This window comes from Rathayibacter sp. AY1H3 (assembly GCF_002932015.1).
The window spans coordinates 20,050-43,433 of record NZ_PSUU01000030.1; the positions used below are offsets into that span (position 1 = coordinate 20,050).

The following is a 23,384-nucleotide window of genomic DNA, read 5'->3' on the forward strand; positions in this document are numbered from 1 at the left end:
GCCGTACCGGTCGTCCGGTGGGACACAGAGTACCGTCGGGCGCTCGCGGGGCCCACTGCCCTCCTGTGCCTCCTGCCCGGCGCCGACCGGGAGACGGGCGCTCGGGACGGTTCGACAGAGGGTGCGCTCCGGAGGGTTCCGACAGAGGGAGGAGAGCGCGGCCGCGCCCGGCGGTCAGCATGGGGTCCTCGGAACCCGTCCCTCAGGAGTCGCGATGACGATCAGTGCACTCTCCTCGCCGCCCGCGCACCCGAGCGCACCTGAGGACGTGGTGGTCCGGATGCTGAGCTCGGCGTCGCCCGCGCGGGAGCGGCTCCTGGTGGTCGAGGGCGGGATCGGCTCGGGCCGGACGCACATGCTGCGCTCCGCCGCGGCCACCGCTCGCGCCGCCGGCTGCGAGGTCGTGGAGGTGCGGCCGGACCGGGGCGACGCCGTGATCGGCGCGTCCTCGCTCGCGCTGTTCGCCACGCTGATCGGCCGTCTGCAGCGGGTGCGCGACTCCTCCGCCTCGCCCTGCGACCCCGGCTTCCTGATCGTCGTCGACGACTGGGAGCGGTTCGACGTCGCCGCCCGCGAGACCCTCCAGGCCCTGGTGACCCGGCTGGTCGACGAGGTCGGCGCCGCCTGCCTCCTCGCCACCGGCGACCGCCGCGTCCTCGCCGGCTGGGAGGGCCTCCGGCACCGTCGCACGGAGCCCCTCGACGCGGAGGCGGCCCGCGGCTTCCTGCGCGCCCACGGCGGCCGGCGGCCGCTCGCCGTCGAGGCGCGCCTGCTGCGGGTCGCGGAGGGGAATCCGCTGCTCCTCGACGTCCTCGGGCGGGCCTGGGCCGACGAGGACGCTCCCTCGCCCTTCCCGGTCTACCCGCGGCTCGAGCAGGTCGAGACCAGGGTGCTCGATCTGCTGGCTCCGCTGTCGGAGGAGTGCCGGGAGGCGCTCCTGGTCGCCGCGGTGGCGGGCGCCGAGTTCCCGGAGAGCATCGGGTCGGCCCCCGGAGACGGGGACCGCGCCCTGGTGCAGGCGGGGATCCTGACGGCGGGCGGCCGTGCGTTCCGCGACCCGGTGGTCCGCGCGGTGGTGCTCTCGACGGCGTCGCCCCGAGCGCTGCGGGCGGCCCGGAGGCGGCTCGCCGAGCGCCCGGAGTCGGCCCCGCACCTCCGCCTGCTGCTCGCGGCGGACGACGCCGCCGGGCCGGAGGAGCGGGCGCGGCTGCTGAGGGACGCGGCGGAGGAGCGACTCCGCGCGGGTCGGCCGCAGGAGGCGCTGCTCCTCCTCGCCGAGGCGCGCTCGAGTGCGCGCGGTGCTGCTCTGCGGGAGGAGCTCGAGGCGCGCGCGGCCGCCGTCGCGGCCTTCACCGGCGACGCGGCGGCCCTCGAGCGGGTGGTCGAGCGCTCGCGGGAGGACGGCGGGGTTCCCGGGACCGGCGTCGAGGCGGCGCGGCTGGCCGATGCGCTGCTCCGCACGGGGGACGTGGGCGGGGTCCGCCGCGCGGCCCTCCGGGGGCTCGGCGCTCGGGTGGGGCGTGGGGGCGCGGGAGTCGGTGGTGCCTCGCTCGCCGGCGGTGCCTCGTCTGTCGGTGGTGCCTCTCCTGTCGGTGGTGCCTCTCCAGTCGGCGGTGTCGCTCCCGCCGAGACCGACGCCTCCCGCGACGACGCCAGCAGCTTCTCCGCCGACCGCGTCGCCCCTCACGACGCCGCCGCCGACCTGCTGGCGACCGTCCTCCACCTCGCCTGCATGCTCCGCGGCGATCCCGCGTGGTGGCAGGAGGCGCTCGCCGTCGGCGAGGAGCGCCCCCTCGATCCCGTCCTGCGCCTCGTGGAGGCCTGCGTGCGGCCGGTCCCGGACGAGGAGTGGGAGCGTCGCCTGCGGCTCGCCGAGGACTCCGCGGTCACGGGCGACCCGTGGAAGACGGTCGCGCTGCATCTCGCCTGGTCGCTGCTCGAGGTCTCGGACGAGCGCCGCGACCGCCTCGCCGGGCTCCTCGACGGCGGGGAGGAGGCGGACGGCCTGCCCGGCGCCCTCGCCCTCCTCCGCCGCGGCACCGCCGCACTCGACGGCGGTCGCCTCGACGACGCCTCGGCCGACCTCGCCCGCGCCGCCGCCCGCGCCGACGACCTGCCCGCCGTGCGCGCGCTGATCGACGCGACTCGAGCCCGGGTCCACGCCGTGCAGGGCGACCGCGCACGCACCCTCGAGTGCGCCGAGCGCGCGACGGCCTGGGCGCTGCGGCACGGAGCGGTGTCGGTCGCGCGCGCCGCCGATCACGCCCTGTGCTCGCTCGACCTCGGCGGCGGCCGCTTCGAGGAGGCGCACGCCCGCTCCTCCTCCCGCGCCGGCGGCGATCCGCTGGAGCTCCTCGACGCCGCCGAAGCCGCCTCGCGCCTCCGCCTGCCCGAGCACTGCGCCGAGCTGGCGGCGGCCGCGGCGGAACTCGCCGCGCGGCCCCTCGCTCCCCGCGGGCGGATGCTCGCCCTCGCGGCGACCGCGGTCCTCGATCCGACCGGCGGCGCGGGCGCCCTCTTCGAGCGCTCCCTCGACCCGGCCTCCGAGGAGTGGCCGTTCGAGCGGGCGCGCGTCCAGCTCTGCCACGGCGAGTGGCTGCGCCGCCGGATGCGCCCGCTGGAGGCGCGCACCCGGTTCCGCCAGGCCGCCGCGGGATTCGCCGCGGTGGGAGCCGAGCTCTGGCTCGCCCGCGCCCAGCACGAGCTGCGGGCGGCGGGCGGAGCGGGGGAGGCGCCGGTCGCCGCCGACCTCAGCGAGCAGGAGCGGCGCGTGGTCTCCCTGGCCGCCGCGGGCCTGTCGAACAAGCAGATCGCCCAGCAGCTCTTCGTCTCGCCCCGCACCGTCAGCGGGCACCTGTACCGGATCTTCCCCAAGCTCGGGGTGACCTCGCGGGCCGGGCTCCGCGACGCGCTCCTCAGCCTCGAGGACGCCCGGAGCGCGTGACGGAGCCGCAGGATCGAGTCATCCGACCTGGTGCCTGCCGCCGCGGGAGGCGCATGCTGAGCGCATGACGTCGCAGCAGATGATCGACCCCTCCGTCCCGCCGAGCGGCCCCGGCTGCGTCGAGTGCGAGCAGTCCGGCTCGTGGTGGCTGCACCTGCGCCGCTGCGCGCTCTGCGGGCACATCGGCTGCTGCGACGACTCGCTGAACCGCCACGCGACGGCCCACTACCACTCGACGGGCCACGCGGTCATCCGCAGCTTCGAGCCCGGCGAGGACTGGTTCTGGGACTACCGGACCGACGACTACGCCGACGGCCCCGCCCTGGCCGACCCGCAGAGCCACCCGGCGAGCCAGACCACCCCGGGGCCGAAGGACCGCGTGCCGCGCGACTGGCAGTACCTCCTCGCCGAGCGCGCCGAGCGCGGCTGAGCGCGGCTGAGCGGCGAGCCTCCGCGAGAGCGCAGGACTTTCGCGAGAGTCCAGGAGTTGTCGCACTCGGCATCGACTGCGACAACTCCTGGACAGTCGCCGGCCGCCGGCTCCCTGCGCACGTCCGCAGGCGGCGTGCAGACAGAAGTCGCCGTGCTCGCGACCGACGACGGCTACTTCTGGATGGTCGCGGCGGCCCGCCCAGGAGCGATCGCCACGAGAGTCCAGAAGTTGTCGCACTGGGCGTCGAGTGCGACAACTCTCGAGCAGTCGCGGCCGTCGGAGCCGCCGACGCCCAACGCTCGTCCACAGGCGGCGAGCAGCCAGGAGTCGCCGTGCTCGCGACCGACCACGGCGACTGCTGAATGTTCGCGGCGGCCCGCCGAGGAGCGATCGCCACGAGAGTCCAGGAGTCGTCGCACTGGGCGTCGAGTGCGACAACTCTTGAGCAGTCGCGGGAGCAGTCGCGGGAGCAGGTCGGAGCCAGCTGACCAGCCGGCGGCCGACGCCGCGCCTGATCGGCGTTCGTCAGCTCCGGACCCCGCCGGCCGAGCCCCGCCCCGTCACCCCCTCTCGACCCCGTCCAGCGCCTCCGCCTCGGCGATCCGCAGCCGCATCTGCCGGTAGCGGTGGAACTGGTACACCCCGTGCAGCACAGCGAGGACGACCGCGGCCGCCATCCCGCACGCGATCGCGGGGACCTCGTCCGCGCCGCTCTGCGTCAGCGCGAGCGCGACTCCGGCGCCCGCCACGATCGAGTTGACCACCGCGATCGCCGAGGACATCGTGAAGAAGATGCCCCGCCAGCTCTGCCGCCGGCCGATCTCGAGCAGCTCGTTCGGCGCGTGGCGGCCGCGCGGCACCGCGAAGTAGGCGCCCGCGCCCGGCAGCAGGGTCCCGTAGTAGCGGCGGATGCGCTGGATGGCCGTCAGCGCGGCGATGTCCTCCATCGAGGTCTGCACCAGCCGCTCGTAGGTGAACACCCCCAGCAGAACGACGACCGGGATGATCACGGCGAGGAACCCCATCGCGTACCGCGTCGGGGCGAGGAAGCCGAAGGCCACGAGCGAGCTGGAGAGCATCGTCAGGTAGAGCGAGGCGCGGCTGCTCGACTCCGTCACGGTGATGCCGCGCGCCGACTCCAGCACGAAGTGCTCGGTCAGCAGGGCGTTGAGGAACGCGGCCGGACGGTCGGGGAGCGACGCGGCGGAGACGGCGGCCTCGGGCAGCGCGGGCGTGCGGGGAGAGTCCTCCTCGTCGAGGCGGTCGCCCGGCTCCGGGTTCACGGCCGCACCTCTCGCGGGGACGCCCCGCGGCGTCCGCTCTTCGAGTCATCCGACTCGCGCACCGGCTCCACCCGCGCGCCTACCGTCGGACGCGACGCCGAGCACCGCCACCGGGGCGCGTGCGCAGACACCGAAGGGCCGTTCATGACCGACACCCGCCACCTCCACTCGAACCAGCGAGACACCCTCGAGCGGCTGCTCGAGGACTCGCCGAGCCACAACGTCCTCTGGGCGGACGTGCTGACGCTGCTCGAGGCCGTCGGCACCGTCCACGAGAAGCACGACGGCGCCTTCTCGGTGACGGTCGGCTCGACGACCGAGACCCTCCACCGGCCGCACCACAAGGACGTGGACGAGCAGCAGCTCGTCGACCTGCGCAGCCTGCTCCGCGGAGCGGGGTACGGCGCATGAGCGCGGGGACGCCCGCCGACCTCACCGGGTCGGCCGCCGAGCGCCTCCGCCGGCTGGACGCGCTCGACGCGGGTGCGCTGACCGAGGAGTGGCTGCTGCGCCAGCTGCGACTCGCGCTCGGGGATCTCGCCGCGCTCGAGCCGGCCGCCGAGGCCGAGCAGGAGCGGCGCGAGGACTTCTGATGCGGCGGGCGGCCGTCCGGGGTGCACGCGGCCGGCACCCGGACGGCCGCCGGCCCGCACCCCGCAGCGCCGCCCCGCTCCGCCGCTCATCGCCCGGCCGCCGCGCTGCGGGCGCGCAGCAGCACGCCGGCCGTCGCGGTCGCCGCCAGCACGAGCGCCGCGAACACCGTCAGCACCGTCGTCGCGGCGACGAGGTCGAGCGCCGCTCCCGCCGCCAGTGCGGGCACCGCGAGCCCCGTGTACGCGACCAGGAACACCACCGCCAGGGTCTCGCCCCGGCGGGCGGGATCCGCGAGGGCGACCGCCGTGCCGATCGAGCCCTTGAAGAGCAGCCCCACCCCGAAGCCCGAGACGACGGCCCCGGCGAGGAACACTCCCAGCTGCGGAGCGATCGCTCCGGCCGCGACCGCCGCCAGCCCGACCGCGCAGCCCGCCACCGCGATCGAGAGCTGCAGGCGCGTCCCCACCTTCACGAGCAGCAGCTGGCCGAGGGCCGCGGAGGCGAACACGGCGAAGGACGTCGCGCCGGCCAGCAGGTGGTCGCGCACCTGGAAGGTCTGCACCAGGAACGTCGGTGCGAGCGAGGTGAAGAGGCCGAGGACGGAGAAGGCCGAGAACGCTCCGAACGCCGCGAGCAGGAACGCCCGGCGCGCGTCCGCCGGCACCGAGAGCCGCTGCGGCCGGTAGGCGGGCGCCGTCTCCGGCACGTCGACCGTCTCGGGCACGAGGAGCAGCGCCAGGCCCGCCACGAGCAGCGCGACCAGGAACACCTGGTGCGGCAGGAGGAGCGGATCGGGCAGGAACTCGGCGAAGACCCCTCCGAGCAGCGGGCCCAGCGAGAGTCCGCCGAGGTTCACCGCGCCCGAGATCGACGCGGCGACGATCGTGTTCTCGTCCGGCCGGGCGCGGGCGCGCAGCTCGCCGAGGTGGGCGGTCGCGGTGGCGGTGAGCATCCCGATGCTGACGCCGTTGACGAAGCGGGCGACGATCAGCCCAGGCACCTCCGTCGTCAGCGAGAAGAGCACGGCCGAGACCGCCGAGACGAGCACCGCGATCAGCAGCACTCGGCGGCGGCCGAGCCAGTCGCTGACGTGACCGGCGAGGTACAGGCTCACGATCACTCCGACCGCGTAGGCGGCGAAGACGACGGTGATCACGAACGGCGGGAAGCCGTCGAGCTGCTGGTAGAGCGGGTAGAGGGGTGTCGGCACCGTCGAGTACGCCATCACGAGCAGGAAGGTCGCGGCGACGATCCAGAAGCCGACGCCGTGGCGCACCGTCGGCAGTCGGCGGCTCACGAGGTCTCCTGCAGGTGGCGGTGGGCGAAGGTGACGGCCATCGCGCCCTCGCCGACGGCGGAGGCGACGCGCTTGACCGAGCTGCGGCGCACGTCCCCCGCGGCGAAGGAGCCGGGGACGCTGGTCTCGAGGTAGAACGGCGCCCGCTCGAGCGGCCAGTCGCGAGCCGCGTGCTCACCGGCGAGATCCGGTCCCGTCACGAGGTAGCCGCCGGAGTCGCGGACGATCGCGGTCTCCGCCGCCCACGTCGTGTCCGGCTCGCCCCCGATGCAGACGAAGAGGTGGGAGGTGGCCAGCGCCCCGTGCGCGCCGGTCGCCGAGTTCTCGACCTCGATCGACTCGAGGGCGTCGGCGCCGTGCAGGCGGGTGACGCGGGAGTCGAGCAGGATCGTCACGTTCGGCTGCCGGACGACGCGCTCCGCGAGGTAGGAGGAGAGGCTGTCGGCCAGATCCGGGCCGCGGACCAGCATGGTCACGTGTCGCGCGTGCGCCGAGAGGTTCATCACGGCCTGCCCGGCCGAGTTGCCGCCTCCGACGACCACGACGTCCTCGCCCTCGCAGAGCGGCGCCTCGCTCGTGCCGGCACCGTAGTAGAGGCCGACGCCGAGCAGCTCGTCCTCGCGCTCGAGGCCGAGCCGGCGCCACTGGATGCCCGTGGCGCAGATGTTGGTGCGGGCGACGACGGTCGTCCCGTCGGCGAGCAGCGCGTGGATCCGGTCGTCGGCGAAGCGCCCGCGGATCCCCTCGCGCATCCGCAGCAGCTCGGCGCCGAACGAGACGGCCTGCTGCCGCGCGCGCTCGGCCAGATCGGCTCCCGCTATCCCGTGCGGGAAGCCGAGGTAGTTCTCGATCAGGCTGCTCGAGCCGGCCTGCCCGCCGATGGCCGAGCGCTCGAGGACCACGACCTTCAGCCCCTCCGAGGCGGCGTACACGGCGGCCGAGAGCCCGGCCGGGCCGGCTCCGTAGATGGAGAGGTCGTACTCCGCGAGCCGCGGCGAGCCCACCCAGCCGAGCCGGGCCGCGACCTCGGCGAGCGTCGGATCGGAGGCGCGGCTGCCGTCCGGGAACACCACGAGGGGGAGCGACGCGGTGGCGAGCGGATGCCCGGCGACGGCGAGGCACTGCTCGTCCGTGTCGATCGGCGTCCACGAGAACGAGACGACGCTGCGCGAGAGCAGGTCGCGGATCTCCCACGCGTCGCGGCTCTCGCGCCGCCCGTAGAGGCGGACCTGCGGGAGGTCCCCGGGCACAATCACGAGGCACGCCGCCGCTCGAGCCCGTCGCGGAACTTCATCAGCTTGAGGCAGAGGTGCAGCGTGCTGCGGGCGAGGCCGTCGTCGAGCGCGTCCCGGACCGCCTCGGGCAGGTTGTCGAGACGGTAGTAGAGCGTGGTGCGGTGGATGTGGAGGAGCCCGCACGCCTCCCGCACGCTGCCGCGCACGTCGAGGTAGGCCTCCACGGTCCGCCGCTGCACCTCGTCGCCCCGCTCGAGTAGCGTCGCCGCGGCCGGCGAGAGCATGGCGAGCTGCGAGCTGTCCGCCCCGATCGAGGCGAGGAGCACCCAGGCCCCGAGCTCGGCGATGTCGGCCCGGCTACGGCCGTCGGGCAGGGAGCCGACGATGGTCGCCGCGAGAGCGGCCCGCTCGGCAGTCGGCAGGAGGTCGTCGTCGCGGACGTCGAAGCGCGCCGAGCCGATCGCGTCGACGGCCGTGCCGCGGCCGCGCGCCTCCGCCCGCAGGACGTCGTCCGCCTCCGCGGCGGCCTCGGGCGCCTCCACGCTCACGAAGAACAGCACACCCTCCTGGTCGCCGAGGAACGTCAGGCCGGAGGCGGCGCTCGCGTCGATCCGCCGCGCCAGCGCCGTCCGCTGCAGGGAGCCGGTCGGGCCGGTCAGCCGCACCGCGCGGACCACGGTCTGGGCGTCCCGGCGCAGCCAGCGGCGCTCGACCGCCTCGGCGAAGGAGGCGCGCCGGGTGCCGCCGTCGCCCGACAGGAGCGCCGCGAGGACGTCCGCGCGCCGGGAGCTGCCGCCCGCCCGCGTCGAGGGGCCGAGGAGGCGGCGGATCGCTCCGACGGCCGCGTCGATGAGCGAGTACTCGGCCGGAGTGAGCGGCGCGGGCCGCTCCCGGGGGAGGAGGAGGGTCGCGAGCCGGCCCCGCGGATCCTGGACGGGGAACACCCCGTCGCGGGGCGCCTCCTCGCGCGCGCGCGTCGCCACCAGTACCCGGCTCGAGGCGTCCTCGATCGTCACCGGGCGGTCGAGAGCCTGGGCGAGCTCGTCGGCGAGGTCCTGCAGAGTCATCGGCGGGGATCCGTGTGGGGGGCCATGCCGTGATCCTCGCGGAGGGAGCCCTCCCGAAGCGTGGCCCTTCCAGGCCCACCTTGCGCGTCGGATCCGCTGCCGGCCGCGATGAGACGCTCAGCCTCCGCTGCCGGGGCGGTCCCCGGGGGTCCCGTCCGCGAGGAGGCGGTCGAGGACGTCCGGCCAGTCGAGCAGGACGCCGATGTGGCCTCGACCGGGCCGGATCGTGAGCTCCGCGGCCGGGTGGAGGCGGCGGATCCGCTCCGCGTGCGCGACCGGGACCACCCTGTCCGCGGCGCCGTGGAGGAGGAGGACCGGCGCCGCCAGGCGCGAGAGGTCGACTCCCCAGGGCATGACGAGAGCGAGGTCGTCGTCGACGCTCCCGCCCTGTTCGAGCTCCGAGGCGCGTCCGGCCTCTGCGCCGAGCGCCGTCAGCGGGCCGTCGAGGGCCGAGTAGTCGTCACCGGTGAACTGCTCCGGATCGAAGCGGGCCGTCTCCTCCCACTCCTCGCGCGCAGCCCGGCCGTCGCGCGCGCTGCGGAGAGCGCCCGGATCCTGCATGCCGTCGAACCACGCTCCGTCGTCACTGAAGGGCGCCGGGCTGCCGAACGTCGCGACGCCCAGGACGCGATCACCTCCGAGAGCCCCGGCGGCCAGTGCGTGCGGGCCGCCGCCGGAGTAGCCCGTCACCACGAAGCGCTCGATCCCGAGCAGGTCGGCGACGCGGAGCACATCGGCGGCCGCATCCGCGATGCTCCGTCCGGGAGCCCGCATCGAGCCGCCGAAGCCGGGACGGGCGACGGAGACGAGCCGGATGCCGCGCGCCGCAGCGGCGTCGACGTGGGGAGCGAGGAGTGCGCCGGTGTGCGGTGTCCCTCCGCACCAGACGACTGCAGCCCTGGGGGCTCGAGTGCCGAGGAAGTCGTGGGCGACGAGCGTGCGCGAGTCGACGCGGAACTCGTGCCGGGACGTAGCGGCGCGTCCGGTCATGGAGGAACGGTAGCCGCCTGTCGAGGGCAGTGCGCGTCGCCCGGCCCGACCGGGATGCGACGTCTCGTCGTAGGGTCGACGGGAGGGTCGGTGGACCCTCGGACGGGAGGGGTCCGCATGTCGATCGACGAGGTGTCCGACGGGATCGAGGCCGCCGCCGCGCTGCCGCACGTGCGCTCCGGCTTCTCCGGCGCGACACCGTACGGGATCGCGCAGCGCTTCGCCGCGGGGGAGCTGACGCGGGAGCAGGCCGTCGACGAGCTCGGCCGCCGGCGCTACCGGCCCGGATCGCCGAGCGACGGCTTCGACTGGACGACCCTCGACCCCGGGGAGTTCGAGGAGGTCCGCCGGGCCCTGTCCGATGGTCTGCTCGACGCCGCGATGTACGACGAGATCCTCGACCGGTACAGCGGGCAGGACTCCTCCGGCGAGAGCGCGGCGTCCGCGGAGGAGAGCGCATGAGCGCCGGCCCCCTGGACCTCGCCTTCACCGCCCCGATCGGTGTCGCCGTGAAGGGCGACCTCTGGTCGTGCGTCGAGGTGCCCGGCTCCGTCGAGCTGCTCGGCACAGGGAGGTCGGTGAAGGTGGTCGCCACCGTCGACGGCGAGCCGGTGACCGCGGGCCTGCTGCCGAACGGCACCGGCGGTCACATGCTGTCGATCAGCGCGAAACTGCGGAAGACGATCGGCAAGGACCTCGGCGACGTCGTCACCGTCCACCTGACCGAGCGCCTGAGCTGAGCACTGGCGGTTGGCCAGGGCCCGCGTGCGGATGGTCGACTCGACGGATGCGGAATCGAGTCCTGTTCGTCGTCGGGGTCACAGCGATGTTCGTCGCGCTGGTGCTGAGGCTGGTGTGGCCGGCCGGTCAATTCGCCTCCGGCTTCTCGCTCGCCCTGCAGCTGAGCGGCATCCTGCTCCTCCTGGTCTACGGGGTGAAGCACTTCACGGGGCGGCCGCGCCGGAGCTGAGCGGCTCATCCCAATCGGGGGTGTAGGAGTTGGGGTCTGAAGCCGCCGGTCTCGAGCAGGCTTCGGGCGATGCAGTTGGTCAGGTTGCGGAACCCGAGTGCGGAGCCGCGCAGGTGTTCGAGCCGTCCGTTGAGCGCCTCGGTCGGCCCGTTGCTGGTGCCGGGTCGTTCGAAGTAGGCGAGCACGTCAGCGGCTCGCTTCTTCAGGGTCCGGCCCAGGGTGGTGAGCTCGGTGAGCACCTTGGGGACGCCGGCGCTGAGGTCGGTGATCAGCTTCTCCATGAGCTCGCGGCCACGTTGCCGGTCCTCGTGGCGATAGGCGGCGATCATGCGCTGGTAGACACCCCAGGTCGCCTCGACCTCGACGTGAGCGTCATCAACGAACAGCGCGCGTAGCCTGTCGCTCTGCTTGTCGGTGAGCAGGTCCGCGCCGGTGTGCAGACCGAGGCCGTCGAGTCGAGCGAAGGCGGTCAGGTCAGGGCGGCCGAAGCCGGCCGGCGGGGTAGCGTCGGTCACGTCGAGGTCTTTCGGACGGATGGCGTAGGAACCTCCGTCGTCGGGAGACCTCGACGTCTATCTGCGGACCGACGCGCCCGGCCGACCTCCACCGTCATCTGAGAAGACCCCTGAAACGTCTTCGCCGACGACGGGGCCGGCGAGGAGGAGGGCGCGGTGAGTTAGAAGAATGGAGCTTGCTCGGCTTCGACGCCGCCGCAAGCTCCGGTGAAACGGTCGGTACTGGTCGGTCGTCGTCGGTCACCACCGGATGGCGGCGTCCTCCACGCTCGGCGTTTGCGCAGGTGAGCGGCTCGTTCGCCCAGTGGGCGCATCAAGCGATAGACGCAAAGCCGACGTGATGAGGTCGTCCGTTCGATTCCGACAGGCGGCTCCGGCGAACCGTTCTGGTGGTCGCGCGATGCGCTGGCCCCACGGCTCTGCCCGACACCGACGTCGCTCTCCTCTGCGACGGACCCCTCGCCGACTGAGCGCTCGCGGCCGGCATCCTGTCCGTGTGCCGATAGGCCTCGCACCGCTCGGCAACGCAGCGTGGCGTTGCGTCGCGACCTGGCGACGGCTCGGCGGGGCGCGATCGTCTCGTGCGTTGGCGGACTACGGGAGCTTGGACGCGAGGACGTCGGCCGCCAGGATCTCGGGTGCTGCGCCGAGGAGGTGCTGGTTGGCCATCAGGGCTGCGACGATGGCGCCGTTGGCGTGGGCGTCGCGAGCGGCTTCGTCGGGGAATGCATCGAAGATCCAGAAGGTGTCGGCGTGGGTCCTGACCGCGAACCAGACAATCGTTCCTACTTCTTCGTTGGCGAGTGCGACAGCGCCGGCGAGCAGATCGGCGACCGCGTCGTGCTGTCCATCGGCCGCGACGATCTTGGCGACGAAGGCATACGGAAGTGATGCGGGTGTGGACATGAGGGACTCTCCTTGACGTCGGGGTTCTTCGGGGACGAGTTCAGCGTATGACGAGCGAGGGCCGGTGGGGAGTGGCGTATACGGCAGTATTGCTATTGTTTACGTCATGCGTATCGGACTGATCGCGATCGACGGCTGCTTCGGTTCGGCTATCGCGTCGATCATCGACATCCTGCGGGTGGCCGACGGAGCCCGCGGCGATGTCGACCCGCGGATCGACCCGATCGAACTCGCCATCCTCGGACCGAAACGGCGAGTGACCACGACGGCATCGATGACCCTGTCGGTGGACCACCCGCTGTCGGAGTCCGGAGAGTTCGACGTGGTCGTCGTCCCTGCGCTTGGAACCCTTACGGCCGCCGCTACCAACGACGTCCTCCAGAGCCGAGATGCTCGTTCGGTCATCGCCTCGCTCGGGCGCCTCGACGAGGCGACCACCCGGATCGCCGCGGCGTGCACCGGCGTGTTCGCTGTCGCCGAGACCGGACGGATGCATCATCGGAGGGCGACGACCAGCTGGTTCCTGGGGCCGGAGTTCCTGAAGCGCTATCCGACCGTCGCCCTCGATCTCGACACCATGGTCGTGGTCGACGGGAACCTCGTCACCGCCGGCGCCGCGTTCGCCCACATCGACCTCGCGCTCTCACTCGTGCGATCGATCAGCCCCGACCTGGCCCAACATGTCGCCAAGCTCCTCATCATCGACGAGCGTCCGTCTCAGGCGGCCTTCGTCGCCTACGAACATCTCCGGCACGAGGACCCGATCGTCGTCGAGTTCGAACGCTTCGTGCGCGCCCGCCTGGACGAACCGTTCAACGTCGCCTTCGTCGCGCAGTCGCTCGGCACCAGCCGGCGCACCCTCGAACGACGAGTCCGTGCGGCGCTCAACCTCACTCCGCTCGGCTTCGTCCAACGGCTTCGCATCGAACGAGCTCGGCACCTCTCAGCAACCACGGACTTCACCTCCGCCGAGATCGCGCTACGGGTCGGCTACGCGAATGCCGAGACTCTGCGCTCCCTCCTGCGCAGGGAGCGACGCCGTTCCTGACCTATCGCGATGCCTGTAGCCGGTGTCCTAGCGCTCGACTGGAACCACCTCTCAGCACGTCGCGTCGACGCTCCTGCGTCGCCCCTGGACGACCCACTCGACACGCCCGCAGCACAGGTCATGTGACGTGTCCCGGCTTCCCTGACGGTCGGGGTTGGGTGGCTGTGATGTCGCTGCGTTCTCGTCGAGGGGGTCAGCAGACTCGATCAGGGTCGACTGGGATGAGACGCGAAGGCGGTCAGGTCAGGGCGGCCGAAGCCGGCCGGCGGGGTAGCGTCGGTCACGTCGAGGTCTTTCGGACGGATGGCGTAGGAACCTCCGTCGTCGGGAGACCTCGACGTCTATCTGCGGACCGACGCTCCCGGCCGACCTACACCCTCATCTGGGAAGAGCCAGCTGAGCTCCGGAATCGGAGGAAGACCCGTGGGCGGAGCGGAGGAGCCGGCCTGGGCGGATCCGGAGCCGGAGGTCCACCGGGCGCTCGCGCGGTGGGCGGCGGAGTGCGCGGAGCGCGCCCTCCCCGCGTTCGAGGAGCGGGACCCGGACAATGCCCGGCCCTGGCGCGCGCTCGACGTCCTCCTCGCCTGGGGGCGGGGCGAGGCTCCGATGACCGAGTGCCGCGCGGCGGCCTTCACGGCGCACGCCGCAGCCCGCGCCGCGACGCAGGCGGGCGAGCCTGCCGCCACCGCTGCCGCGCGGGCGGCCGGGCAGGCCGCAGCCGTCGCGCACATGGTCGATCACTGCTCGCACGCCGCCGTGGAGAGCAGCGCGCAGCCTCGGGCCTTCACGCGAAGGAGCGCGCAACGGATCGTCGCTCTCACTGAATCCGCCCGCTGCGCGGATGCTCTCCCAGCGATCTTCTCGCGTCGTTGAACGTCCGCGACTGCTGTGTCGTGTCCTCGGTGGGACCACCTCGGCCCCCGCACTACAGGAGGCATCATGCTCAAGCGAATCGCGACCACTGTGACGACTGCGGCGTTCGCCGCCGTCCTTCTCGCCGGATGCTCGACGGCCGCCGGCTCGGCCGCCTCGTCGGAAGCGCCGGCCGACAGCCCCTCCGCCACCGCGATGGCCTCCGCCACCGCGACCGCCTCCGCTGGGACGGCGGCTCTCACGACGGCGTCCTCGCCGCTGGGCGAGATCATCACGGACGAGGCCGGCTACACCGTCTACACGTTCATGAAGGACACGCAGAACTCGGGCAGCAGCAGCTGCTACGACGAGTGCGCCACGACCTGGCCGGCCGTGTCGGCGTCCAGCACGACCGCCGCGGACGGGATCACCGGAGAGGTCGGCTCGATCACGCGCACCGACGGGACGACCCAGCTGACCGTCGACGGATGGCCGGTCTACCGGTTCGCGAAGGACACCGCGCCGGGCCAGGTCAACGGGCAGGGTGTGAAGGACGCCTGGTACGTCCTCCTCCCTGACGGCACGATGAACAAGGAAGCCGCGGCCATGAGCACCGCCACCCCGGCGTCCTGATGCGACGGCGACCCGTCCCCGCGCAGCGAAGCGCATCGTCGGGCCGGGTCGCCGGTTCTCGACAGGCATGGACGGAAGGGATGACCGGCAGTGATCGCAGCAACCGTGATGAGGGAGCGCACCGTGGCGCTTCGAGGCGGTGAGCGTTGTGCCCCGCCCCGTCGATGAGCTCCTGGCGGCGCTGTACGAGAGTCACGGCCCGGCCTTGCGGCGCTTCGTGCAGAACCTCACTCGGAACGCGGCGCTGACGGAGGACGTCGTGCAGGAGACGATGGTCCGGGCCTGGCAGCGCCCGCAGGTCCTCGAACGCGACGCCGACGCCGCTCGCGCGTGGCTGTTCACCGTCGCCCGCAACCTCGTCATCGACGACGCCCGATCCGCTCGGAGCCGACGCGAGGTGCCGGCGAAGGACGAGGACGGCGGCGGCGCCGTCCCCGATCGCACCGACGCGGTCCTGGACAGCATCCTGGTCGCCGACGCTCTCGCATCGCTGTCGGTGGAGCATCGTCAGATCGTGGTGGACGCGTACTTCCTCGGACACACCGTCCCCGAGATCGCCCGCCGGCACTCCATCCCCGAGGGAACAGCGAAATCTCGATTGCACTACGGACTGCGCGGACTGCGACTGGCTCTGCAGGAAAGGGGCGTCACCCGATGAACGATCACCACGGAAGCTCTGCGACGGAGGACGAGTACCGCGACTGGGACGCGTCCTACGTCCTCGGCGCTCTCCCCGCGGATCAGCGACTCGAGTACGAGCAGCACCTCAGCGGCTGCGCGGCCTGCCGCGCGGCCGTGGCAGAGCTGGCAGGACTGCCCGGCATCGTCGGCCGCCTCTCCGTCGAGGACGCTCTCGCCATCAGCGCATCGGACGACGGCGAGGAGGCGCCGCCGTCGATGGTGACGCTGCCCGCCATCGCCCACCGTGTCCGGACGCGCCGACGTCGGCGCCGGCTGGTGACGTCCCTCGCCGTCGCGGCCGCCGTCACCGCCTCCGTCTTCGGAGGTGTCGCTCTCGGCACGGGCATCGCGGGCGCTCCCGTGGCGAGCGAGGCGACCCTCGAACCGATGGACCCGATCGCGGCCGATCCCGCTCTCGCTGCGGACATCCAGGTCGAGGGGAAGCCGTGGGGCACCCGGCTGGAGTGGAGCTGCACCTACAGTGGTGATGCGCCCGCCGACGCGGAGTACGAACTCGTGATCACCCGCACAGACGGCAGCACGATCACCGTCGCCACCTGGACGGCGGCCGGGCGGCGCGCCGTCGACCTGGCGGCGTCCACGGGCGTCGCCCGGTCGGAGATCACCGGCGTCGACATCAGGGTCCGCGGCACGAACTCCCCCCTCGTCCGCACCGACACCTGAGACACCGCCCACCCGCAGGAGACACCGACACTGCCCGCGGTGCCGCGGGCACCGGACAGGAGCAGACCATGAGCACCGAGACCACGCCGCTGCACATCACCCGCGAGGGCCCGAGAAGCTTCATCGGCCGCAACGCGCGAGGAGCCGAGGTCCGCATCGGCGGGTCGGACGCCGACGGCGTGTTCTCGCCCGGCGAGCTGCTGCACCTCGCCCTCGCCGCCTGCGGCATGCTCTCCTCGGACCACATCCTCGCCAGCCGGCTCGGAGCCGACTTCGAAGCGACCACCGACATCACCGCGACCAAGCCCGAGGGTGAGGACCGCTACGACTCGATCGCCGCCGTGATCCGCGCCGACCTGTCGGCGCTCGATCCCGAGCGGATCGCCTCACTGTCCGAGCGCACCCACCGGGCGGTCGACCGCCAGTGCACCGTCGGCCACACGCTCGAGCACGGCGCGGCGTACACCGTCGACGTCGTGGACGACCATGCCGTTCCCGTCAGCGGTTCGAGGACGGGGGCCGTCTGAGATCAACACCTCATCGGTCACGGCGACCGGTGACGACCGAGACGCGGACGTCTCCCTTCAGTGCCGTCAGTCTGCGACTCGCCGACCGGATCCGAGACGATTCGCGAGGCGGAGCGCGTTCACGGAGCGGAGGTGCTGGTCGGCGCGGTGACGCCCGTTGGCCGGTGAGGGGTGCGGTGCCGCGAGGACGGGGACGACACGGGGATCATCGTGCAGGGTCAGATAGCGCATGACCCCGTCGAGCGCCACGGTCCCGTAGGTGACGACGGCGTCGAGCGCGGGCAGCAGCTCCAGCAGCTCACCGAGCGCGAGCCGGCCCTGCTCGATGTCCGCGGGGCGGACGCGGCCAGGGATCTCCCACGGGATGAGGTTCCACCGGACGTAGTGGTCGCGGGAGAGTCCGGACTCGATGCGGGCCGCCCGGAACGCGGCGGCGGTGGGCCCGAGGTTGTCTTCGCTGCAGACGGCAGCGGATCCCGCGGCGATCGTCCGAGGGCCGGGTGACTGCATCAGCACCAGGACGCGACTGGCGGTGCCGCCGGAGCGGGGATCGAAGCCCGGAACGAAGCGTCCGGTCGCGTCCGCGGTACTCCGCCAGGTCTCGGCGAGGGCGTTCAGGGTTCGGACATCCACGATGCTCCTCGATCCCGGTCAGGCCGGCCGCGGTGGTGCGAGCAGGGTGCCGCGGATCACGGAACCGTGGAACGTGCGGGCGGCGACGATGATCCACGCGGCGATCAGGCCGACGTAGTAGAGCACGGCGAGGCCGGCGACGACCGTGAGACCGGAGTGCAGGGCGAGGCCGTTCAGTCCGGTGACGCAGGTGCCGACGGGGAACGTGAACGACCACCACGTCAGACTGAACGGCAGGTGCTCCTTCGCGGTGCGGAGGGTGATCGCGAGGGCGATGACGGTCCAGAGCAGCGCGAAGCCGAGCATCGCGAAGCCGTACACCAGAGCCACGACCAGCAGCGCACGCGCCATGCCGGCGTCCACGACGGTGGGCGCGTTCGAGGCGAGCAGATTCACAGCGGTGATCGACTGTCCGACCGGACCGAGGACGATCCACAGCGTCGGCACCATCCCCGCCGCTCCTACCTTGTGCTGCGCGAGCCGGTTCCAGATCAGGGTGATCACCACCAGCGACGCGACCAGGCTGAGGCCGAAGAAGCCGTAGCAGGACCACAGGAGCGTCTCCCGCGCTTGCCCGGCGGGCGCGTACGGCAGCAGCAATGCGCCGGTGGAAGCGGACACCATCGGCGGAACGATCGGCATCAGCCAGCCGCCGAACGCCGAATCGGGCTTGTTCTCATGCCGGGTGAACGCGAGGTAGGGCACCAGGACCGCCGTCACCAGCCCGCCGAGAGTCCCCGCGGTCCAGAGCACCCAGTCGATGGTGACAGCGGCCGGCAGGCCGATCCAGTCCTTGCCGAGGAGGAGGGTTCCCGCGCCGACGGTGAGGAACGCCATGGGAGGCGCGCCGTAGAAGTGCGAGAGGACCGGATTCAGGTGGTGCCTCATCGCTGTAGCGCGGTAGCGGACCCAGTGCAGCCCGGTCGCGACCGTCAGCGCGACGAGCAGCATCGCGGCGATCGCCCAGACGACGGTGGCCCCGGTACGGAGTCCGGGGAACTGGAGTGGCAGGGACGCGGCGGCGACCGCGACGATGCCGGTGCCCATGATCGACGCGAACCAGTTCGGCGTCAGGTTCGACACGATCAGTCCCGGATGCTCCAGCTCCCGGAACAAGCGCCTCGACCGCGGAGGATGCCCGATCGAGGAAGATGCGCGGGCGGGGGAGAAAGTTGTCATGACTCCAGCCTGAGCATCGCCGTCACCAGCCGATACAGCGATCGTGTTGGCGGGGCACAATGAGTGCTTGTGGCGACGCGGCGATTGACGGACCGGATCCTGGATCTCGACACGCTGGAGGTGCTCGAACGCGTCGCCGAGGCGGGCTCGCTCTCCCGCGCTGCCGAAGCCCTCGGCGTCACCCAGCAGGCCGTCTCGGCGCGTCTGCGGGTAGCGGAGCGCGCCATCGGGCAGCCGCTCGTGCGCCGCTCTCCGACCGGGTCCCTGATGACCGACGCGGGCCGGCTCGTGCTCGAGCTGGCCGGCCCGGTCCTCGAGGCGTCCCGCCGCCTCGAGGCGGGCGCGGCGGCACTGCGACAGCCGACCGGCTCACTGGTTCTCGCGGCGTCGCAGACCATCGCCGAACTGCTGCTCCCACGCTGGCTCCTCGAATTCCGACAGCGCACACCCGAGGTGAGTGTGCAGCTGATCGCCGGCAATTCAGCCACGGTCACAGAGCTCGTGCGATCCGGTGCGGCGCAGCTCGGATTCGTCGAGACACCGGCGTCCACGGCCACGCTCTCCTCTGACGTGGTCACGGAGGACGAACTCGCTGTCGTCGTGGCACCGGACCACCCCTGGGCACGCGCGGCGAGTATCAGCGCCGAGGACTTGGCCGGGACCGCACTGCTGACACGAGAGGAAGGCTCCGGCACCCGGACGACCCTCGAAGCATGGCTCCACGACGCCGGGCTCGCACTCACGACTCCCGCCGCGATCCTGGAGACGACGGCGATCATCCGAGCGAACGCCCGCGCCGGCATCGCGCCCGCCGTCATGAGCATCCTCACCGTCGAAACAGATCTCGCCGCGCGCTCACTGATACGAGTGCCCCTCCGCGGACCAGCACTCGTGCGACCCCTCCGCGCCATCTGGTCCGATCGCATCGGGTCGTCCGCGGCGGCGTTCCTGGAGATCGCACACGAGTTGCGCTGACCGGTGCACGGCTCGTCGCTACGCCGATCACGCCAGCGGCCGTGTCTGCTCGAGCTACAGCGATCTGGTCGATCTGCCCACGGCGGCGCGGACGTCATGTCGCGGTGATGGCGAAGAGCCCGGCGATGCCGACGGTGTAGAGCGCGAGCACGATCAACGAGTCGATTCCCATGCCGGCGATGCGGCGGGTGGGTCGGAAGATCAGTCCGACGATGTAGACGAGGGTGAGCAGGGCGGCGAGAGCGGTGAGGTAGATGTCGGACGAGTTCGCCTGCGGGAGGACTGCGGTGCCGGAGAGGACGGTGGCGACGAGGAACAGGACGGGGAGGAAGGCGTTGCCGCCGAAGATGTCGCTGATGGCGAGGTTGTCGTCGCCCTGCTTGATGGCTTGCAGCCCGGTTGAGATCTCGGGGAGGGAGGTGGCGAGAGCGAGCACGGTGGCTCCGAACAGCACCCCGGAGAGACCGAGCTGCGAGGATGCTGCATCACCGGCGCGCTCGAGCACGACACCGGCGAGGAGGGTCGCCGCGGCGGAGATCGTGAACACGATGGTCGCCTTGCGTGTGCTCATCGGGTGCGTCTTCTTCTTCGAGGGGGATGCTGTCGCGTCGGGGGCCCGCCCGTCCTCGTGCCAGGGGAGGTGCTTGCCGGAGCGTTGCACGAGCAGCAGCCCGACGACCCAGAGGCCGGCGATGAGGACGACGTCCGGGGTCAGGCGCAGCACTTCAAGTCCGGAGGGCAGCTGGCTGCCGGCGATGACGACGGCGAGCACCGCGACGACCACGAGCCCCTCGAGCACGAGTGTGAGGGACGCGGCACGGTAGGTGAGCGGCTTCGCACCCTTTCCGGGCTTGCCGAACAGGTCGAGGACGACGAGGACCACGGTCTGCAGCGCGATGCCGCCGAGGATGTTGCCGACCGCGACGTCCAGGTTCCCGGAGAGCGCGGCGGACACGGTGATCGCGATCTCCGGCAGGTTCGTCGCGACGGCGAGAACGATCAGACCGCCCAGCGCACTCCCCAGGTGCAGACGCGCGTCCAGAACGTCCGTGGCCTTCGACAACTGGATGCCGGCGACCCACACCACTGCGGCGGCGGCGAGAAAGATGACGACGAGAACAACGAAGGGCAGACCATCCATGCAGTGAGTGAACCGCGCCGACGACGATTCGCGACCCCCTTGCGCCTGAGCTGCTTCTCACCGCCTCGCGCGCGGTGGTCTCCGTGGTGATCGGTTCGACCGCGTGCCATCCTCGACGACACCCCGATCGTCGGGTCGAGCGTGATCCCACCGTTCGTTCCCGAGGCGCGCTTCGTCAGTAGCAGCCGATCCGGGTACGCCGCAGCGTCCGCACGTGTACGCGCGGGCAGCTGGCGGGGACCGGACCCTGGGGAAGGGGCCGGTGTCGCCCGCAGTGCATCTGCGACACTCCACTGGCTCCAGATCCTGCGATCCTCGAGCGGCTTGACCGGATCGTCGGTGACCGTGTCCCGTGGCAGACGCATCAGATGGCCGGTGACGTTGCACACGCTCTGGCGACGCTCGCGGACCGTGTCGATGCGGTCATGATCATTGTCGGCACGAAGGAGCCGTCTCTGCGTCGCACCGTGCAGGAGGTCTTCTCCGGTGCCGTCGGCGCCCGTCTCGCTCACCGTCAGCACCGGCCGGCCCTCATGATCCCCCTCGCCCCGGTCGATGATTCGGAGCCGCTGCCCTGGTCCTGACCGAGGTGCGGGCGTAGGCTGACAGCAGTGGTGATGGATCCCGCCCGAGCGTGAGCTCGAACTGCCGCCGAGGCTGATGGTTCCTACCTTCTCGATCAGAGACCAGGTAGGTGACCCATGCCCGCGCATCCCCCGCTCGTCCTCGTGCGCCACGGTGAGAGCACCGGCAACGCCGACGGTCTCTTCTGCGGCGTCCTCGACGTCCCCCTCACCGACCTCGGACGTGACGAAGCGCGACAGGCCGCGACGCTGCTGAGGGACGCATCGATCGACCCCGATCTGATCCTCACGTCGACCCTGCAACGCTCCACCGAATCGGCCCGGATCATCGCCGGCGCCCTTCCAGGGCGGCCGCGGATCGTCGCGGCCCAGTGGCGGCTGAACGAGCGCAACTACGGAGCGCTCACCGGCCTGTCCACAAGCGCCGTCGAAGCCCGGTACGGGGCCGACGCCTTCCTGGAGTGGCGCCGGTCGATGGACGTCCGCCCGCCTGCTCTGTCCGCCGCCGCCTTCGTGCAGCTGCACAGGTCCGCGGCGTTCCGTGGGCAGCCGGCCGAGGCGATGACGGAGACGGAGTCGTTGCGCGACGTCGTCCACCGACTGCAGCCGCTCCTCGAGGAGCGCATCCTGCCCGCCCTCCAGGAGGGCGAGACGGTGCTCATCGTCGGGCACGGCAACTCCCTGCGCGCGCTGCGCGCCCTTCTCGAGGACCTCGGCGATGCCGCGGTCCGCGATCTGAACATCCCGACTGGTCAGCCGTACCTGTACGACACCGGGCCGTCCGGGACACCGATCTCGAGGAGCGGACGCTACCTCGACCCCGCAAGAGCCGACCGGGCGGCGATCACGCTCGCCCACGAAGGAGGAACCTGATGAACGCCTACATCAGCCACACCCGCACCAGCATCCACGGGACGGGCGAGTACGTCACCCACCCCGCCGGACACCCGCTGGTCATCACCGACGTCGCCGCACGGCAGATCCTCGACTCCCGCGGCTTCCCGACCGTCGCTGTCACCCTGCGTCTGGACGACGACACCGTCCTGGACGCCTCCGCCCCCGCGGGCGCCTCGACGGGCGCGTTCGAAGCGGTCGAGCTGCGCGACGGCGGCCCCGCGTTCGGCGGACGCGGAGTCCGCTCCGCTGTCGCGGCCGTCGACGGCGAGATCCGCGCCCTCCTGCTCGATCACTCCTGGACTTCGCTTCGCGAGATCGACGAAGCGCTGCGAGCGCTGGATGGAACCGCGAACCTCGCCCGCCTCGGAGCGAACTCCGTCGTCGCCGTCTCCATCGCGGCCGCCCGCGCCTTCGCCGCGCGCACCGGCCTGCCCCTGCACCGGTGGATCGCCGATCACACCGGGGCGACCGCCTCCCTGCCCGTCCCGCACTTCAACGTCATCAACGGCGGCGCGCACGCCGCGAACGGCCTCGACTTCCAAGAGTTCATGATCGCCCCCGTCTCCGCCGGCACCGAGGAGGAGGCCGTGCAGGTCGGCGCCGAGATCTATCACGCCCTCGCCGCCCGCGTCCGCACCGCCTACGGCACCTCCGGGCTCGGCGACGAGGGCGGCTTCGCGCCCCCCATCGACCGGCCCGAAGACGCCCTGGACCTCCTCGTCGCAGCGATCACCGACGCCGGATACCAGCCCGGCACCGGTGACATCGCGATCGCGATGGATCCCGCCGCGAACGGCTTCTTCCACGGCGACGGCCACTACACCGTCGCCGGCACCGATCTCGACCGCGACGCACTCGCCCGCTACTACGAGAAGCTGATCGCCGACTACCCGATCCGCAGCATCGAGGACGGCTTCGCCGAGGACGACCACGAGGGCTGGGCCCTCCTCGCCCACGCCATCAGCGACCGGGTGCAGCTCGTGGGAGACGACCTCTACGTCACCGACGCCGACCGCATCCGCGACGGAGCCCGCGACGGCTACTCCAACGCCGCACTCATCAAGCCCAATCAGATCGGCACCATCACCGGCACCCTCGACGCGATCGCGGCCGCGCACGACGCCGGCATGCGCTGCATGGTCTCCCACCGCTCCGGCGAGACCCTCGACACCTTCATCGCCGACCTCTCGGTGGGAACCGGAGTCGGGCAGATCAAATCCGGCGCCCCCGCGCGCGGCGAGAGGGTCGCGAAGTACAACCGCCTCGTCGACATCGAACACCTCGACCCCACGCTGCACTACGGTCTCACCCACTGA

General features: G+C 72.2%; 26 protein-coding genes, 1 pseudogene and 1 riboswitch. Of the genes and pseudogenes, 16 read left to right on the forward strand and 11 right to left on the reverse strand.

Going from position 1 to position 23,384, the window contains the following annotated elements; translation table 11 throughout:
• Positions 1 to 214: 214 nt before the first annotated feature.
• On the forward strand, positions 215 to 2,944 hold the full coding sequence (locus tag C5C33_RS12235) for a LuxR C-terminal-related transcriptional regulator (RefSeq protein ID WP_104261238.1): 2,730 nt from the start codon (positions 215 to 217) through the stop codon (positions 2,942 to 2,944).
• A 64-nt stretch (positions 2,945 to 3,008) separates the two neighbouring features.
• A complete protein-coding gene (locus C5C33_RS12240; protein ID WP_104227372.1) occupies positions 3,009 to 3,374 on the forward strand; it encodes a UBP-type zinc finger domain-containing protein in 366 nt (121 codons plus the stop codon).
• A gap of 173 nt (positions 3,375 to 3,547) precedes the next feature.
• On the opposite strand, the gene C5C33_RS18260 is transcribed toward C5C33_RS12240, so the two are convergent.
• Complete coding sequence (locus C5C33_RS18260) at positions 3,548 to 3,727, reverse strand: hypothetical protein (RefSeq protein WP_146085781.1); 180 nt, start codon at positions 3,725 to 3,727, stop codon at positions 3,548 to 3,550.
• 210 nt (positions 3,728 to 3,937) lie between these two features.
• Positions 3,938 to 4,660: a hypothetical protein gene (locus C5C33_RS12245; protein WP_104224776.1), complete on the reverse strand. Its 723-nt coding sequence runs from the start codon at positions 4,658 to 4,660 to the stop codon at positions 3,938 to 3,940.
• Between the two features lie 144 nt (positions 4,661 to 4,804).
• Between C5C33_RS12245 and C5C33_RS12250 the strand changes: the two genes are divergently transcribed.
• Complete coding sequence (locus C5C33_RS12250; protein WP_104261239.1) at positions 4,805 to 5,071, forward strand: hypothetical protein; 267 nt, start codon at positions 4,805 to 4,807, stop codon at positions 5,069 to 5,071.
• Positions 5,068 to 5,253 carry a hypothetical protein gene (locus C5C33_RS12255; RefSeq protein WP_104224778.1) on the forward strand — a complete coding sequence of 62 codons (186 nt, stop codon included), beginning with the start codon at positions 5,068 to 5,070 and terminating at the stop codon, positions 5,251 to 5,253. Before C5C33_RS12250 ends, C5C33_RS12255 begins: the two co-directional genes overlap by 4 nt.
• Positions 5,254 to 5,339: 86 nt before the next feature.
• Here C5C33_RS12255 and C5C33_RS12260 read toward each other — a convergent pair whose 3' ends face one another.
• The 4 genes from C5C33_RS12260 to C5C33_RS12275 form a co-directional block, all read right to left on the reverse strand.
• Complete coding sequence (locus tag C5C33_RS12260; RefSeq protein ID WP_258069234.1) at positions 5,340 to 6,551, reverse strand: MFS transporter; 1,212 nt, start codon at positions 6,549 to 6,551, stop codon at positions 5,340 to 5,342.
• Positions 6,548 to 7,801, reverse strand: coding sequence for an NAD(P)/FAD-dependent oxidoreductase (locus C5C33_RS12265; RefSeq protein WP_104224779.1), 1,254 nt, complete (start codon positions 7,799 to 7,801; stop codon positions 6,548 to 6,550). The genes C5C33_RS12260 and C5C33_RS12265 overlap by 4 nt, the downstream gene beginning before the upstream one ends.
• A 2-nt stretch (positions 7,802 to 7,803) precedes the next feature.
• A complete protein-coding gene (locus C5C33_RS12270) occupies positions 7,804 to 8,853 on the reverse strand; it encodes a helix-turn-helix domain-containing protein (protein ID WP_104248150.1) in 1,050 nt (349 codons plus the stop codon).
• Positions 8,854 to 8,970: 117 nt separating this feature from the next.
• On the reverse strand, positions 8,971 to 9,843 hold the full coding sequence (locus C5C33_RS12275) for an alpha/beta fold hydrolase (protein WP_104261240.1): 873 nt from the start codon (positions 9,841 to 9,843) through the stop codon (positions 8,971 to 8,973).
• Between the two features lie 117 nt (positions 9,844 to 9,960).
• Between C5C33_RS12275 and C5C33_RS12280 the strand changes: the two genes are divergently transcribed.
• From C5C33_RS12280 to C5C33_RS12290, 3 genes are read left to right on the forward strand one after another with little or no spacing between them, the layout of a single operon-like run.
• Positions 9,961 to 10,305 carry a hypothetical protein gene (locus C5C33_RS12280; RefSeq protein WP_104224782.1) on the forward strand — a complete coding sequence of 115 codons (345 nt, stop codon included), beginning with the start codon at positions 9,961 to 9,963 and terminating at the stop codon, positions 10,303 to 10,305.
• On the forward strand, positions 10,302 to 10,583 hold the full coding sequence (locus C5C33_RS12285; RefSeq protein WP_104224783.1) for a DUF1905 domain-containing protein: 282 nt from the start codon (positions 10,302 to 10,304) through the stop codon (positions 10,581 to 10,583). The genes C5C33_RS12280 and C5C33_RS12285 overlap by 4 nt, the downstream gene beginning before the upstream one ends.
• A gap of 47 nt (positions 10,584 to 10,630) precedes the next feature.
• Positions 10,631 to 10,813: a hypothetical protein gene (locus C5C33_RS12290; RefSeq protein WP_104248148.1), complete on the forward strand. Its 183-nt coding sequence runs from the start codon at positions 10,631 to 10,633 to the stop codon at positions 10,811 to 10,813.
• Between the two features lie 5 nt (positions 10,814 to 10,818).
• Here the strand turns inward: C5C33_RS12290 and C5C33_RS12295 are convergent.
• A pseudogene (locus tag C5C33_RS12295) lies at positions 10,819 to 11,253 on the reverse strand (transposase); the annotation flags it as partial.
• A 669-nt stretch (positions 11,254 to 11,922) separates the two neighbouring features.
• Positions 11,923 to 12,234, reverse strand: coding sequence for a putative quinol monooxygenase (locus C5C33_RS12305; protein WP_033107114.1), 312 nt, complete (start codon positions 12,232 to 12,234; stop codon positions 11,923 to 11,925).
• A 106-nt stretch (positions 12,235 to 12,340) separates the two neighbouring features.
• Here C5C33_RS12305 and C5C33_RS12310 point away from each other — a divergent pair, with 106 nt between their 5' ends.
• The 6 genes from C5C33_RS12310 (at position 12,341) to C5C33_RS12335 (ending at position 16,659) form a co-directional block, all read left to right on the forward strand.
• On the forward strand, positions 12,341 to 13,282 hold the full coding sequence (locus C5C33_RS12310) for a GlxA family transcriptional regulator (protein ID WP_104261241.1): 942 nt from the start codon (positions 12,341 to 12,343) through the stop codon (positions 13,280 to 13,282).
• A gap of 423 nt (positions 13,283 to 13,705) precedes the next feature.
• Positions 13,706 to 14,155 (forward strand): putative immunity protein, encoded by a 450-nt coding sequence (locus C5C33_RS19225; protein ID WP_374953825.1) that lies wholly within the window; start codon positions 13,706 to 13,708, stop codon positions 14,153 to 14,155.
• Between the two features lie 66 nt (positions 14,156 to 14,221).
• On the forward strand, positions 14,222 to 14,767 hold the full coding sequence (locus C5C33_RS12320) for a hypothetical protein (RefSeq protein ID WP_104261243.1): 546 nt from the start codon (positions 14,222 to 14,224) through the stop codon (positions 14,765 to 14,767).
• Positions 14,768 to 14,915: 148 nt separating this feature from the next.
• Complete coding sequence (locus tag C5C33_RS12325; protein WP_056865923.1) at positions 14,916 to 15,425, forward strand: sigma-70 family RNA polymerase sigma factor; 510 nt, start codon at positions 14,916 to 14,918, stop codon at positions 15,423 to 15,425.
• Positions 15,422 to 16,132 carry an anti-sigma factor gene (locus C5C33_RS12330; protein ID WP_104257433.1) on the forward strand — a complete coding sequence of 237 codons (711 nt, stop codon included), beginning with the start codon at positions 15,422 to 15,424 and terminating at the stop codon, positions 16,130 to 16,132. The genes C5C33_RS12325 and C5C33_RS12330 overlap by 4 nt, the downstream gene beginning before the upstream one ends.
• Before the next feature lie 68 nt (positions 16,133 to 16,200).
• Positions 16,201 to 16,659 (forward strand): OsmC family protein, encoded by a 459-nt coding sequence (locus C5C33_RS12335; protein ID WP_104261244.1) that lies wholly within the window; start codon positions 16,201 to 16,203, stop codon positions 16,657 to 16,659.
• 66 nt (positions 16,660 to 16,725) lie between these two features.
• Here the strand turns inward: C5C33_RS12335 and C5C33_RS12340 are convergent, their stop codons facing one another.
• Positions 16,726 to 17,292 (reverse strand): uracil-DNA glycosylase family protein, encoded by a 567-nt coding sequence (locus C5C33_RS12340; protein ID WP_258068752.1) that lies wholly within the window; start codon positions 17,290 to 17,292, stop codon positions 16,726 to 16,728.
• A gap of 18 nt (positions 17,293 to 17,310) precedes the next feature.
• Positions 17,311 to 18,375, reverse strand: coding sequence for a TDT family transporter (locus C5C33_RS12345; protein WP_258067785.1), 1,065 nt, complete (start codon positions 18,373 to 18,375; stop codon positions 17,311 to 17,313).
• Between the two features lie 180 nt (positions 18,376 to 18,555).
• Here C5C33_RS12345 and C5C33_RS12350 point away from each other — a divergent pair, with 180 nt between their 5' ends.
• On the forward strand, positions 18,556 to 19,446 hold the full coding sequence (locus C5C33_RS12350; RefSeq protein ID WP_258069235.1) for a LysR family transcriptional regulator: 891 nt from the start codon (positions 18,556 to 18,558) through the stop codon (positions 19,444 to 19,446).
• A gap of 94 nt (positions 19,447 to 19,540) precedes the next feature.
• Here C5C33_RS12350 and C5C33_RS12355 read toward each other — a convergent pair whose 3' ends face one another.
• Positions 19,541 to 20,587 carry a sodium:calcium antiporter gene (locus tag C5C33_RS12355; RefSeq protein ID WP_104261248.1) on the reverse strand — a complete coding sequence of 349 codons (1,047 nt, stop codon included), beginning with the start codon at positions 20,585 to 20,587 and terminating at the stop codon, positions 19,541 to 19,543.
• Positions 20,588 to 21,191: 604 nt separating this feature from the next.
• Positions 21,192 to 21,264: riboswitch (Fluoride riboswitch) on the forward strand.
• A gap of 24 nt (positions 21,265 to 21,288) precedes the next feature.
• On the opposite strand from C5C33_RS12355, the gene C5C33_RS12365 reads away from it, so the two are divergent.
• Together C5C33_RS12365 and eno are read left to right on the forward strand one after the other, a co-directional pair.
• Positions 21,289 to 22,044: a 2,3-diphosphoglycerate-dependent phosphoglycerate mutase gene (locus C5C33_RS12365; protein WP_104261249.1), complete on the forward strand. Its 756-nt coding sequence runs from the start codon at positions 21,289 to 21,291 to the stop codon at positions 22,042 to 22,044.
• A complete protein-coding gene (gene eno / locus C5C33_RS12370) occupies positions 22,044 to 23,384 on the forward strand; it encodes a phosphopyruvate hydratase (RefSeq protein WP_104234121.1) in 1,341 nt (446 codons plus the stop codon). The genes C5C33_RS12365 and eno overlap by 1 nt, the downstream gene beginning before the upstream one ends.